Annotated in this window: 14 protein-coding genes; 3 read left to right on the forward strand and 11 right to left on the reverse strand. The window is 60.2% G+C overall.

Features of this window, described 5'->3' with window-relative positions:
• Positions 1–63: 63 nt before the first annotated feature.
• The gene (locus tag ACYZTZ_RS13175; protein WP_461998512.1) at positions 64–771 is read left to right on the forward strand and encodes an HPP family protein; all 708 of its coding nucleotides are present in this window, start codon (positions 64–66) and stop codon (positions 769–771) included.
• A 96-nt stretch (positions 772–867) separates the two neighbouring features.
• Here ACYZTZ_RS13175 and astA read toward each other — a convergent pair whose 3' ends face one another.
• From astA to ACYZTZ_RS13210, 7 genes are all read right to left on the reverse strand, one after another.
• Positions 868–1902 carry an arginine N-succinyltransferase gene (astA, locus tag ACYZTZ_RS13180; RefSeq protein ID WP_461998513.1) on the reverse strand — a complete coding sequence of 345 codons (1035 nt, stop codon included), beginning with the start codon at positions 1900–1902 and terminating at the stop codon, positions 868–870.
• Positions 1899–2837 carry a citrulline utilization hydrolase CtlX gene (gene ctlX / locus ACYZTZ_RS13185; protein WP_461998514.1) on the reverse strand — a complete coding sequence of 313 codons (939 nt, stop codon included), beginning with the start codon at positions 2835–2837 and terminating at the stop codon, positions 1899–1901. Before ctlX ends, astA begins: the two co-directional genes overlap by 4 nt.
• 183 nt (positions 2838–3020) lie before the next feature.
• Positions 3021–3500, reverse strand: a complete 480-nt coding sequence (locus tag ACYZTZ_RS13190; protein WP_007974731.1) for an Lrp/AsnC family transcriptional regulator — start codon at positions 3498–3500, stop codon at positions 3021–3023.
• 12 nt (positions 3501–3512) lie between these two features.
• Positions 3513–4274, reverse strand: a complete 762-nt coding sequence (locus ACYZTZ_RS13195; protein WP_008155281.1) for an ABC transporter ATP-binding protein — start codon at positions 4272–4274, stop codon at positions 3513–3515.
• Positions 4275–4330: 56 nt separating this feature from the next.
• Positions 4331–5041: an ABC transporter permease gene (locus tag ACYZTZ_RS13200; protein WP_436273913.1), complete on the reverse strand. Its 711-nt coding sequence runs from the start codon at positions 5039–5041 to the stop codon at positions 4331–4333.
• Positions 5038–5763 (reverse strand): ABC transporter permease, encoded by a 726-nt coding sequence (locus ACYZTZ_RS13205; protein ID WP_033054762.1) that lies wholly within the window; start codon positions 5761–5763, stop codon positions 5038–5040. Before ACYZTZ_RS13205 ends, ACYZTZ_RS13200 begins: the two co-directional genes overlap by 4 nt.
• A gap of 76 nt (positions 5764–5839) precedes the next feature.
• Positions 5840–6619, reverse strand: coding sequence for a transporter substrate-binding domain-containing protein (locus tag ACYZTZ_RS13210; protein ID WP_150657935.1), 780 nt, complete (start codon positions 6617–6619; stop codon positions 5840–5842).
• 448 nt (positions 6620–7067) lie between these two features.
• Here ACYZTZ_RS13210 and ACYZTZ_RS13215 point away from each other — a divergent pair, with 448 nt between their 5' ends.
• Positions 7068–8174 carry an enoyl-CoA hydratase/isomerase family protein gene (locus tag ACYZTZ_RS13215; protein WP_461998515.1) on the forward strand — a complete coding sequence of 369 codons (1107 nt, stop codon included), beginning with the start codon at positions 7068–7070 and terminating at the stop codon, positions 8172–8174.
• 3 nt (positions 8175–8177) lie between these two features.
• Positions 8178–9329: an acyl-CoA dehydrogenase family protein gene (locus tag ACYZTZ_RS13220; RefSeq protein WP_129443945.1), complete on the forward strand. Its 1152-nt coding sequence runs from the start codon at positions 8178–8180 to the stop codon at positions 9327–9329.
• Positions 9330–9563: 234 nt separating this feature from the next.
• Here the strand turns inward: ACYZTZ_RS13220 and ACYZTZ_RS13225 are convergent, their stop codons facing one another.
• The 4 genes from ACYZTZ_RS13225 to ACYZTZ_RS13240 all read right to left on the reverse strand — a co-directional run bounded on the left by ACYZTZ_RS13225 (position 9564) and on the right by ACYZTZ_RS13240 (position 13589).
• Positions 9564–10337: an enoyl-CoA hydratase gene (locus ACYZTZ_RS13225; RefSeq protein ID WP_461998516.1), complete on the reverse strand. Its 774-nt coding sequence runs from the start codon at positions 10335–10337 to the stop codon at positions 9564–9566.
• Positions 10338–10351: 14 nt separating this feature from the next.
• Positions 10352–11479, reverse strand: coding sequence for an acyl-CoA dehydrogenase (locus ACYZTZ_RS13230; RefSeq protein ID WP_046046988.1), 1128 nt, complete (start codon positions 11477–11479; stop codon positions 10352–10354).
• Positions 11480–11621: 142 nt separating this feature from the next.
• Positions 11622–12815, reverse strand: coding sequence for an acetyl-CoA C-acyltransferase (locus ACYZTZ_RS13235; protein WP_076031059.1), 1194 nt, complete (start codon positions 12813–12815; stop codon positions 11622–11624).
• Between the two features lie 12 nt (positions 12816–12827).
• Positions 12828–13589 (reverse strand): SDR family NAD(P)-dependent oxidoreductase, encoded by a 762-nt coding sequence (locus ACYZTZ_RS13240; RefSeq protein WP_461998517.1) that lies wholly within the window; start codon positions 13587–13589, stop codon positions 12828–12830.
• Between the last annotated feature and the right edge of the window lie 13 nt (positions 13590–13602).

Here is a 13602-nt window from a genome sequence, read left to right on the forward strand (position 1 = left end):
TTTCTGGGTATCCCAGCTAAGCCTTTTTTTTGCCTCGGTTTTTTTCAACGGATCGTCTGCCTCATGTTCGCTCGCTGGTTTCCCGCCGCCATCAACACCCGCCCCTCCGAATGGAGCCGCGCCGCCATCGGCATGTCCCTGGGCACGATGTTCAGCGTCTGGCTCTGCAGCCAGGTATTCGGCATGCAAGTGGCGCAGCACCTGATCGGTCCGCTGGGTGCATCGGCGGTGTTGTTGTTCGCGGTGTCCTCCGGCGCCCTTGCCCAGCCCTGGTCGATTCTTGGCGGCTACCTCAGCGCCGGGGTGGTTTCGCTGCTGGTCGCTCACGTGCTCGGACGAACCCTCGGCAGCGCCTGCCTGGCGGCTGGCATGGCACTGATTCTGATGTGCTGGCTGCGTTGCCTGCATCCTCCGGCCGGGGCGTTGGCGTTGCTTTTAGTGTTGGCAGACCCGGCGACCATTGCCCTGGACTGGAAAGCCCTCGGCCCGGTGATGCTCAGCGGATCGACCATGCTGCTCAGCGCCCTGGCCTACAACAACCTGACGCGCATTCGTTACCCAAAACGCGCGAGCGAACCGGTGTCCAGGGTGCCGGCCGATCACCCGCCCACCGACAGCCAGGCGATCACCGCTCAGGACTTGAAACTGGCCTTGGCGGACATGGAGGCGTTCTTCGATGTCACGCCCGAAGACCTCGAACAGTTGATCCATGCCAGTGAGCTGCATGCCAAACGGCGCAGCATTGGCGATGTGTTTTCCAGTAAGAGTTGAAGATCAAAAGATCGCAGCCTGCGGCAGCTCCTACATTGAAATGCGATCCCCTGTAGGAGCTGCCGCAGGCTGCGATCTTTTGATTTTGGGATTTATCTATGCTGCAGATAATTGTCGTGCAGGTACTGCCAGGCTCACCGCACGCACCGATGAACCGGCATTCAACCCCAAGCTCTTCGCAGTCTCTGCATCGACAATCAACGTACCGGCAGCCACCCGCGCCGGTGCCGCGGTAATCCGGCATTCGGCAAACTGGCGGTTATGAATCAGGTACGTCGCCGCCTGCTCTCCCGGTGTGCCGATGCTCAGTTGCAGCACCTGACTGTCGCGCACCGCACGAATATCCCCGGTGGCGCATTCGATCAGCGGGCCGCCGTCGAAGATGTCGATGTAATCGCGGTGTTCGAATCCTTCAGCCTTGAGCATGCCCAGCGCCGGTTCGGTGTTGGGGTGGACGCGACCGATGACGGTTCGCGCCGCTTCCGGCAACAGGCAGGTCGGCAGCGGAAACTTCGGCATCAATTCGGCAATGAACGTTTTGTTGCCCAACCCGGTCAGGTAGTCGGCATCGGCAAAATCCATCTTGAAGAAGTGCCGTCCCAGACCTTCCCAGAACGGTGAAACGCCTTCTGCATCCGAGTAGCCGCGCATCTCGGCAATGACCTTCTCCCCGAAATGCTGACGAAATTCCGCCAGAAACAGGAACCGCGCCTTGGACAGCAAGCGCCCGTTCAGACCGCTGCGGTGATCGGCATGCAGGAACAGCGAACACAGCTCCGAATGGCCGGTCATGTCGTTACCGAGGAACAATGTCGGCAGTTGCTGATTGATCCCGAGGTTTTTCGAGGCCGCGACAAACAGGCCCAGTCGATAGTTGTACCAGGGCTCGCGAAGGCCGACAGCACCGGCCAGTGCGCAAATACCGATGGCTTCATGATGGTCATTCTCGAGCACAAACAGGTAATCGGCATCGGCGCGCTCGGCCTCGCCAGAGAAGGTTTTCGCCGCCCATTCCAGACGCTGACGTAGACGCCCCGCGTCGGCCGGCAAGGTGGTCAAACCGGTTCCGGCGCTATGGGCCAGGGCTAACAGGGCCGGCAGGTCTGCCGGTGTGGCTGGACGAACGATCATCGTACTTGCTCCTTGGTAGCCAGACGTTTGGTTAGAAAGACTTCCGCCAACATGCAGCGCGCGCTGCCGCCGCCGATGCGCTCGATGGTGTCGATATTGACGGGGAGTGGCGTGGTGTGGGCTTCGATCAATCGACGCTGCGCCGCATCCAGCGATAGCCAGGCCGTGCGCGACATCACCAGCAAGGGTTCGCCCGCAGCGTTGTGGACCTCCAGCATGTTGCCGGCGAAGGACTCCAGCTGCTCCCAGCTCAGGGCGATGACCTTCTTGCCGCTGTCTTCGAGTCGCGATCGCAGGGCCAGGCGTTCGGCCGGCTGAGTGACCGACGCCAGGCAAGCCACGGCCAGGCGCGTGCCGACACTCATCATCACGTTGGTGTGGTAAATCGCGACGCCCTGGCGGTCCACCGCATTGAATGCGCACAGCTCGTAACCCAAATGACTGACCACCTGATCCAGGGCACGGGCATGGGTGCGGGTGGAATAACCGGCGTAGCAAATCCGCTGCTGACGATCCAGCACCATGCTGCCGGTGCCTTCGAGGAACACTTCCTGCTGTTCGAGGCTGGAAAGGTCCAGCAACTGTTCCACCCGGTACTCGTCCCGCAACCAGTCGAGCACGCCTTTGTCCCGCTCCAGACGCCGGTTGTGGCCCTGCATCGGGTACAGCACCAAGGTACCGTCGGGATGGCTGCTCCACCAATTGTTTGGGAAGATCGAATCCGGGGTATGCGGCGCTTCGCGGTCGTTGTGCACCATGACCTCGACGCCATGGTTGCGCAGCGCGGCAACGTAGCCATCGAACTCTTGCAGGGCCTTTTGCTGAACGTCTTCGCTGACGTCGGCCGGCTGCTGGAAACGGTTGTTCGCCGCCGTGTCCTGATTGAAGGAGAAACGTGTCGGGCGAATCATCAAAACAGTATTGGTGGTTTGCATGGGCACAGATTCAATGAGGGTTAAGAGGTACCCATTGTCTGTGTCGCAGGCTAAAAAACCCGGTTGATAAGTGTCTGCGGCGTGATGGAAACGGCTGAAAAACGTGTGTGGCGCAGCCGATTCGGCGGCGACCAGACAAAAAAAATCGCAGCCCGAAGCTGCGATTTTTTTGCTCTGCCAAACCTATTCCATCGTGGTCTTGACCATCGCCAATTCCGGATGGCTGACCAACTTGTCGATGTGCAAATCCGGATCATCGAACCAGACTTCGGTCAGCACCCGATAGTGCTCCATGTCCCGGCAACGCATGCGCAAGCTGTAGTCGAACGCACCGCTGATCAACCGACATTCCAGCACCTGCGGACAGGCGCGGACCTTGGCTTCGAACGCCTTTTGCGCCGCCCGCCCACTCTGGTTCGACAACGCAACCAACACCAGTAACGACAAGCCTGGTGTCAGTTTCTTTTCATCGAGAATCGCGCCATACCCACGAATGACCCCGAGCTGTTCGAGTTTGCGCACCCGTTCCAGGCACGGCCTGGGCGTCAAGTGCACGCGCTCGGAAAGCTTTTGATAAGTGATGCGCCCTTCGTGGCGCAGCACTTCGATGATTGCCTGATCGATACGATCAAGCACGATCGACAGATCGCGGATATCCGCCATGTACGTCTTGCCTCACTTCAAACGACCCGATAGAAATTGCTGCAAACGTTCACTTTTTGGCTGGTCGAGGATCGTTGCGTCACCCTGCTCCTCGACCTTGCCCTGATGCAAGAACAACACTTGACTGGAAACCTGCCGGGCAAACCCCATCTCGTGGGTCACCATCAACATGGTACGGCCTTCTTCGGCCAGTGCCTGAATGACCTTCAACACCTCACCCACCAATTCCGGATCGAGTGCCGAAGTCGGCTCGTCGAACAACAGAATTTCCGGTTCCACTGCCAGGGCACGCGCGATAGCCACCCGCTGTTGCTGCCCACCGGACAGAAACGCCGGGTATTGATCGGCCACTCGTTGCGGCAGACCAACCTTATCCAGATAGGCTCGCGCACTTTCTTCGGCGGCCTTTCGGCTGATCCCCAGCACCCGACACGGCGCCAGCACGATGTTCTCCAGCACCGTCAGATGGCTCCACAGATTGAAATGCTGGAACACCATCGCCAGGCGCGTGCGCAAACGCTGCAATTGCGCCGGATGAGCGACACGCATGCCACCGGCACCCGGGCGCGTGATGACGCGCTCGCCGTCCAGTTCAATGGCGCCTTCGTCCGCGCGCTCCAGAAAATTGATGCAGCGCAGCATCGTGCTTTTACCCGAACCGCTGGCGCCGATCATGCTGACCACATCGCCTGCCCGTGCATTCAACGAGACGCCCTTGAGCACTTCGTTGTCACCAAAACGTTTATACAGATTTTCAACCGTGAGTTTGTACATGTCAGCACTCCTGGAGTGGCGCGCCTGGCGGCACCGCTCTGGATAGAAAATGGGATTCAGTGAGTCGGGCCGAGAAAACTCAGCCAGCGCTTCTCAGCCAACCGAAAGGCTGCGACCAGGCCGAACGACAGCGCGAGGTACAGCAGGCCGGCAATGCCGAAGGCCTGAAAGGTCATGAAGGTCGCGGCATTGGCGTCCCGGGCGATTTTGAGGATGTCCGGAATGGTGGCGGTGAACGCCACTGAAGTCGCGTGCAACATCAGGATCACTTCGTTGCTGTAATACGGCAGTGCCCGGCGCAACGCCGAAGGAAGAATCAGCCGCAGGTACAGGCGCCAGCCACTCAAGCCATACGCATGGGCGGCCTCGATTTCCCCGTAGGGAATGCTGCGAATCGCCCCGGCGAAGATTTCCACGGTGTAGGCGCAGGTGTTCAGCGTGAACGCGAGCAAGGTGCAATTCATCGCATCGCGGAAAAATGCTTCAAGCAATGGTTGCGAGCGCACCACGGCGATGCCGTAGATCCCGCTGTAGCAAATCAGCAACTGGATATACAGCGGCGTACCGCGAAACACATAAGTGAACAGCTGAACCGGCCAGCGCAGCAGGCCCCAGCGCGAGGTGCGCATGATCGCCAACGGCAACGACAGGAAGAACCCCATCACAATGCTCGCCACCAGCAGCCACAACGTCATCGCCAACCCGGTGAGGCTGTAGCCGTCGCTGAACAGAAAGGGTTTCCAGTATTCGGCAATCAACTCGATCATCGTGCCATCCCCCGCACACCCTGGTTATAGCGCCGTTCCAGCACGCGCAAAACGTAGTTGGAAGCGCTGGTGATCAGCAAGTACAACGCCGCTGCCAGCAGCAGGAAATCGAGCATATTGAAGGTGCTTTTACCGGCTTCCTGCGCGACTTTTACCAAGTCCGACAAACCGATGATCGACACCAGCGCCGTGGCCTTGAGCAGCACCAGCCAGTTATTGCCGAGGCTCGGCAAGGCGAAACGCATCATTTGCGGGAACACCACGAAGCGAAATCGCTGCCAGCGATTCAGACCAAAGCACGCGGCGGCTTCCTGCTGACCGCGCGGCACACTCAGAATCGCCCCGCGAAAGGTCTCGGTGAAATACGCGCCATAGATAAACCCGAGGGTGATGACGCCAGCCACGAACGGGTCGATTTCCATGTAGGGCCAGTCCATGGCCTCGGTCAGGCTACTCAGCCAGCCTTGCAAGCTGTAGAAAATCAGCAGCATCAGCACCAGGTCCGGCACACCGCGAATCAGCGTCGTGTAGAAGGTCGCCGGCAGGTTCAACAGCTTCAGCGGCGACAGTTTCGCCGCCGCGCCGAGCAGGCCCAGCGCCATGCTCACCAGCAGCGAGAGCGCTGACAATTTCAGCGTGACCCAGGTGCCGTGCAGCAACAAAGGGCCATAGCCTTGCAGGGCCGAGAGATCGACCCCGATCAGATTCAGGAAGGAGTTCACGTCAGTCACCTGTCTTGAGGCGCCCGCGCGCAAGCGCTGCGCCTGTTACCAGGACGCAGCCTTCGGGGCGCGAGGATCAGTAGTTGTAGAGGTCCAGATCGCCGAAGTGTTTCTGCTGGATCTGCGCGTAGATACCCTTGTCATGCAGGGCTTTGATGGCGGCATTGAGCATGCCTTTGAGTTCTTCGTTGTCCTTGCGCACGCCGATGGCGATGTCGGATGGCACTAACGGGTCGCTGATGCCTTCACTGTTCTTGAAGTCAGCGCCTTGGGGGGAAGTCAAAAAGCTCATTTGCGCCTGCATCTTGTCCTGGATGGAGGCGTCGAGGCGGCCAAATACCAGGTCGGCGTAGACCTGATCCTGATTCTGATAGGCCCGCAGCTTCACGCCGCCGGGTGCCAGTTTGGCCTTGGCGTAGGTTTCCTGAATCGTACCCTGCATGTAACCGATGGTCTTGCCCTGCAGCGACTCGGCGGTGGGCAACAGCCCGGAATCCTTGCGGGTGACGATCGCGGTCGGCCCGGCATACAGGCGATCGGTGAAGTCGATCTGCTTTTTACGCGCATCGGTCACCGTCATCGACGATTCGATGGCATCGAACTTGCCCGCCTTGAGCGCCGGAATCAGCCCGTCGAAGTCATTGCTGACCCACACGCACTTCACCTTCAATTCGGCGCAGATCGCGTTGCCCAAATCCACGCCAAAGCCCTGCACGCCGCCATCGGCGGTGGTGGACTCAAAAGGCGGATAGCTCGGGTTGACGCCGAATCGCAGCTCTTTCCATTCCTTGGCACTGGCGCCGGTGGTGCAGCACAGCAATGCGAGTACCGACAAGCTCAGCCATCTAGTCTTCATCTTCTTGAATCCCGATTTGTTTGGAGTTATCGCGGCCAGGCTAACCAGGCCACCTTTATGGGCAGGAACAGAGAGTCGATGCGGCTAACACCGCAACAGCGTTCTTATTGTTTTGCACGGTGGGCCGCACTCAGCGGCACCCGGCCTGAAACCCTCGGCACAGACGGCTTCAAACCCGAGGCCAGAATGCCAACAGATGAGCGGGTGCAGGTGTCGTACGGGCCGGTGTAGACACCCGGATTGCGCTGATAAGGCTGTTTTCACAGCCGAATCTGTCGTAAGCGCGGCCCACGGCTGTATTCAGAGAGAAATCCTTCATCGGCATTACAAAAATGCAGGCAAGACCTGCACATATGCCGGTTGTACATCACAAATTTGCACTGGTACGATCCAGCATCGCTCGCATGCGAGCTTCTCTATAAAGAACAATAAAAGCAGGGAGTTAGTGATGACTGCTCAGGTTTCATCGAAGTGGACTTCGTCCATGGATGCCACGCAAAACGAAGTGCTGGCCGAGGTTCGCAATCACATCGGTCACCTGACCCTCAATCGCCCCGCCGGCCTTAACGCCATTACTCTGGACATGGTCCGCAACCTGCAGCGTCAGCTCGACGCCTGGGCACTGGATCCACACGTGCACGCGGTGGTATTGCGCGGTGCTGGCGAGAAGGCGTTCTGTGCCGGCGGCGACATCCGTTCGCTGTATGACAGCTTCAAAAACGGCGACACGCTGCACGAAGATTTCTTCGTCGAGGAATACGCCCTCGACCTCGCGATTCACCATTACCGCAAACCGGTGCTCGCCTTGATGGACGGTTTTGTCCTGGGCGGCGGCATGGGCCTGGTGCAAGGCGCCGACCTGCGGGTGGTCACCGAGAAAAGCCGTCTGGCGATGCCGGAAGTGGCGATCGGTTATTTCCCGGATGTCGGTGGCAGTCATTTCCTGCCGCGCGTTCCCGGTGAACTGGGGATCTACCTCGGCGTTAGTGGCGTGCAGATCCGTGCGGCCGATGCGCTCTATTGTGGCCTGGCCGACTGGTACCTGGAAAGCGACAGGCTGGGCACCCTGGACGAGCAACTCGATCAACTCGAATGGCACGAAACGCCGTTGAAGGACCTTCAAGGTCTGCTGGCGAAACTGGCCGTGCAACAACTGCCGGAACCACCTTTGGCGGCGTTGCGCCCGGCCATCGATCACTTCTTCGCCCTGCCCGATGTGCCGAGTATTGTTGAGCAACTGCGTGAAGTAACGGTCGCCGACAGCCACGAGTGGGCCACGACCACCGCCGACCTGCTGGAAAGCCGTTCACCGCTGGCCATGGGTGTGACCCTGGAAATGCTCCGGCGTGGTCGGCACCTGAGTCTGGAAGACTGCTTCGCCCTTGAGCTGCACCTGGACCGTCAGTGGTTCGAGCGCGGCGACCTGATCGAAGGCGTGCGCGCCTTGCTGATCGACAAAGACAAGAAACCGCGCTGGAACCCGCCGACCTTGCAGGCGCTGGATGCCGAGCACGTCGCGAGTTTCTTCACGGGTTTTGACCAAAGCGGGAGCTGAGCCATGCACGATATCGAATTGAGCGAAGAGCAAGTCATGATCCGCGACATGGCCCGGGACTTTGCCCGCGGCGAAATCGCACCCCACGCCCAGGCCTGGGAAAAGGCCGGCTGGATCGATGACGGTCTGGTGGCGAAGATGGGCGAACTGGGTCTGCTGGGCATGGTGGTGCCCGAGGAATGGGGCGGCACCTATGTCGACTACGTCGCCTACGCCTTGGCCGTGGAAGAGATTTCGGCCGGTGACGGCGCCACTGGCGCACTCATGAGCATTCACAACTCCGTGGGCTGCGGTCCGGTCCTCAACTATGGCACTGAAGAACAGAAACAGACCTGGCTGCCGGATCTTGCCAGCGGTCAGGCCATCGGCTGCTTCTGCCTGACCGAACCCCAGGCCGGGTCCGAAGCCCACAACCTGCGCACCCGCGCTGAACTGCGCGACGGCCAGTGGGTGATCAACGGCGCCAAGCAATTCGTCAGCAATGGCAAACGGGCGAAACTGGCCATCGTGTTCGCGGTGACCGATCCGGACCTGGGCAAGCGCGGCATCTCGGCGTTCCTGGTGCCAACCGATACCGCGGGTTTCATTGTTGATCGCACTGAACACAAGATGGGTATTCGCGCGTCCGATACCTGCGCGGTGACCCTGAGCAACTGCACCATCCCCGAAGCCAACCTGTTGGGTGAGCGCGGCAAAGGACTGGCGATTGCCCTCTCCAACCTCGAAGGCGGCCGCATCGGCATCGCGGCGCAGGCGCTGGGCATTGCCCGCGCGGCATTTGAAGCGGCGCTGGCCTACTCGCGGGATCGGGTGCAGTTCAACAAGCCGATCATCGAGCACCAGAGCATCGCCAACATGCTGGCCGACATGCACACCCGATTGAACGCGGCACGACTGCTGATCTTGCATGCCGCGCGGTTGCGCAGTGCCGGCAAGCCGTGTCTGTCGGAGGCTTCACAGGCGAAGTTGTTTGCATCCGAGATGGCCGAGAAGGTGTGTTCGTCGGCGATGCAGATTCATGGCGGGTATGGGTATCTGGAGGATTACCCGGTGGAGCGTTACTACCGGGATGCGCGGATTACGCAGATTTATGAAGGGTCGAGCGAGATACAGCGGATGGTGATTGCTCGGGAGCTGAAACATTACTTAGTGTGATGGCTGGAATTGGGGGTGGTCTTTGAATCCACCCCTCACCCTAACCCTCCCGAAACGTCGGACCGCCCCAGAGGGGCGAGGGGACTGACCGAGTTGTTTTGTAGAAATTCTGCGACCTCAAATACCGAGTCGAACTCAGGATTTGAAAAGCATGGAGATGGGCTCCCTTTCCCCCTCTCCCCTATGGGGAGAGGGCTGGGGTGAGGGGTGGATTTTGAATCTACCCCACTACCATCACTTACCCTGGAACTCCGCCTCACGCTTGGCAATAAACGCCGCCATCCCTTCCTTCTGATCCTGCGTCGCAAACGCCGCATGGAACACCCGACGCTCAAAGCGCACACCTTCCGACAGGCTCACTTCAAACGCGCGGTTGACGCTTTCCTTGATCATCATTGCAATCGGCAATGACTTCTTGGCAATCAGCGCCGCGACTTTCAACGCTTCTTCCAGCAACTCATCTGCCGGAACAATCCGCGCCACAATCCCACAACGCTCCGCTTCCACCGCATCGATCAAGCGACCGCTGAGGCACATTTCCATGGCCTTGGCTTTGCCCACCGCGCGGGTCAGGCGCTGGGTGCCGCCCATGCCCGGCAGTACGCCGAGGTTGATTTCCGGCTGACCGAACTTGGCGTTGTCGCCGGCCAGGATGAAGTCGCACATCAGCGCCAGTTCACAACCACCGCCCAAGGCGAAACCATTGACGGCGGCAATGATCGGCTTGCGGCGGTTAGCCACGCGATCGCTGTCGCTGAACAGGTCGTCAAGGTAGATCTGCGGGTAGGTCAGCTCGGCCATTTCCTTGATGTCGGCGCCGGCCGCGAAGGCTTTTTTCGAGCCGGTCAGCACGATGCAGCCGATGTTCGAATCGGCTTCCAGGCCATCGAGGGCTTGGTTCAGCTCGCTGACAATTTGCGCGTTCAACGCATTCAGCGCTTGCGGACGGTTGAGGGTGATCAGGCCAACGCGACCATGGGTTTCCAACAAAATCGTTTCGTAGTTCACAAGTAGCTACCTTCTCAAAGATTGCGCGAAATAACCATGCGCTGAATATCGCTAGTGCCTTCGTAGATCTGGCAAACCCGCACGTCGCGGTAGATACGCTCCAGCGGGAAATCGTTCAAGTAACCGTAACCGCCGAGGGTTTGCAACGCCGAGGAACAGACTTTCTCGGCCATTTCCGAGGCAAACAGCTTGGCCATGGACGCTTCTACCAAAGCTGGTTTGCCACTGTCTCTTAATGCCGCCGCGTAATGCACCATCTGCCGGGCGACGGCGATTTGGGTCGCCATGTCCGCCAGGCGGAACGCGACCGCTTGATGTTCGATGATCGGTTTGCCGAAGCTTTCACGCTCGCGGGCATAGTCGCGGGCTGCTTCGAAGGCAGCGCGGGCCATGCCCACCGATTGCGAGGCGATGCCGACACGGCCGCCTTCGAGGTTGGCCAGGGCGATTCGATAACCTTCGCCCTCCTCGCCCAACCGGTTGGCCACCGGCACCTTCACGTCTTCGAACAGAATCTGGCAGGTGTCGGACGCGTGCTGGCCGAGCTTGTCTTCGACCCGCGCGACTTTGTAGCCCGGCGAATCGGTGGGCACGATCAGCGCCGTGATGCCACGCTTGCCGGCACTCGGATCAGTCACGGCGAACACGATCACCACCCCGGCGTTCTGCCCGGACGTGATGAACTGCTTGCAGCCGTTCAACACGTAATGATCGCCTTCCAGACGGGCACGGGTTTTCAAGCCGCTGGCGTCGGAGCCGGCCTGCGGTTCGGTCAAGGCAAAAGCCCCGAGCATCGAGCCGCTGGCCAACGGTTTGAGGAAGCGTTCTTTCTGGTCGTCGTTGCCGTACTTGAGGATCGGTACGCAACCCACCGAGTTGTGCACGCTCATGATGGTCGAGCAGGCGCCGTCGCCGGCCGCGATTTCTTCCAGGGCCATGGCGTAGGCCAGGTAACCGGTGTCGCAACCGCCCCACTCTTCCGGCACCAACATGCCGAAGAAGCCCAGTTCCGCCATCTCGCCGATGGCCTCCTTGGGGAAGCGATGCTCACGGTCCCACTCGGCGGCGAACGGTTTCAGCCGTTCCTGGGCAAACTGCCGGGCCGCTTCGCTGATCTGAAGTTGTTCGTCATTGGGAATCATGCCAAATCCTTAAAATTCAAGTTGAAACACAAGACCTGTGGGAGCGGGCTTGCTCGCGAAGAGGCCGTGTCAGTCGACATCAATGTTGAATGACACACCGCCTTCGCGAGCAAGCCCGCTCCCACAGGGATTGGTGTCAGCCTCAGTACAGGCATTCAACGGCCATGGCCGTAGCTTCGCCGCCGCCGATGCAGATCGCTGCAACGCCGCGTTTCAGGCCTTTCTGGCGCAGGGCCGAGAGCAAGGTCACGAGGATCCGCGCGCCGGACGCACCGATCGGGTGACCGAGGGCGCAAGCGCCGCCGTGAACGTTGATCTTCTCGTGGGGGATTTCCAGTTTGGTCATGGTGACCAGACTGACCACCGCGAAGGCTTCGTTGACTTCGACCAGATCGACTTCGTCCAGGGACCAGCCGGTTTTCTTCATCAGCTTCTCGATCGCGCCCACCGGTGCCACCGGGAACAGGCCCGGAGTGTCGGCAAACGCGGCGTGGCCGTGAATCACGGCCAGCGGTTTCAGGCCACGCTTTTCAGCTTCGGAACGGCGCATCAACACCAGTGCCGCGGCACCATCGGAAATGGAGCTGGAGTTCGCCGCCGTCACCGTGCCGCCGTCGCGGAACGCCGGTTTCAAGGAAGCGATCTTGTCCAGTTTGGCTTTCGGTGGCTGTTCGTCGTTGCTGATCAGCACTTGCTCTTTGCCGACGGTCACGGTGAGCGGCACGATCTCGTCTTTGAAGCTGCCGTCCTTGATCGCCTGCTGTGCGCGGGTGGTCGAGGCAATGGCAAACGCGTCCTGAGCTTCACGGGTGAAACCGTTGGTTTCAGCGCAATCCTCGGCGTAGGTGCCCATCAGGCGACCTTTGTCGTAAGCGTCTTCCAGACCGTCAAGGAACATGTGATCAAGCACACGACCATGGCCCATGCGGTAACCGCTGCGGGCGCGGTCCAGCAGATACGGCGCGTTGGACATGCTTTCCATGCCGCCGGCGACAACCACGTCGGCGCTGCCGGCCACCAGCATGTCGTGGGCCAGAATGGCCGCTTCCATGCCCGAACCGCACATTTTGTTCAGGGTGGTGCAGCGGGTCGATTTATCCAGCCCGGCGCCCAATGCGGCTTGGCGCGCCGGCGCCTGGCCGAGGCCGGCGGACAGGACGCAACCGAACAGCACTTCTTCAACCGAGTCTGGCGCCACACCGGCGCGCTCGACAGCAGCGCGAATCGCCGCAGCACCGAGTTGCGGTGCGGTCAGGCTTTTCAGTTCGCCCTGGAAACCGCCCATCGGGGTGCGGACGGCGCTGACGATAACAATGGGATCGTTGGAAATAGTCATGACAAATCCTCCTTATTTGGCGGCCATGCGCAAGGCACCGTCGAGACGGATCACCTCGCCATTGAGCATGCTGTTTTCAATGATATGCCTGACCAGCTCGGCATACTCGCTAGGTTTGCCCAAACGTGGCGGAAACGGTACGCCAGCCGCCAGGGACGCGCGGACTTCCGGGGTCATGCCGGCCATCATCGGGGTTTCGAAAATGCCCGGGGCGATGGTCATCACGCGGATGCCGAAGCGCGCCAGTTCACGGGCGGCGGGCAAGGTCAGGCTGACGATCGCGCCTTTGGAGGCGGCATACGCGGCCTGGCCGATCTGGCCGTCATAGGCTGCAGCCGAGGCGGTGTTGATGATCACGCCACGCTCGCCGTCAGCATCCGCTTCGGTTTCGGCAATCGCCGCAGCGGCCAGGCGCAGCATGTTGAAGCTGCCGATCAGGTTGACGTTGATCACCTGGCTGAAATTGGCCAACACGTGCGGGCCGTTCTTGCCGAGGATCTTCTCACCGTGCACGATACCGGCGCAGTTGACCAGACCATTCAGGCCACCGAAGGCTTTGACCGTCGCCTGCACGGCGGCTTCGGCCGCGGCTTCGTTGCTGATATCCGCCACCACGCTTTGCGCGCCGAGACGTTCAGCCTGGGCCGTAACGGCTTCGGCGTTCATGTCCACCAGCATGACTTTGGCGCCCGCCGCGACCAGCATTTCAGCCGTGGCCGCACCGAGGCCGGACGCACCGCCGGTGACGAGAAAAACCTTGTTTTCGATCTGCATCATTGTTTCCTTG

This window comes from Pseudomonas sp. LB3P58 (genome assembly GCF_054897895.1).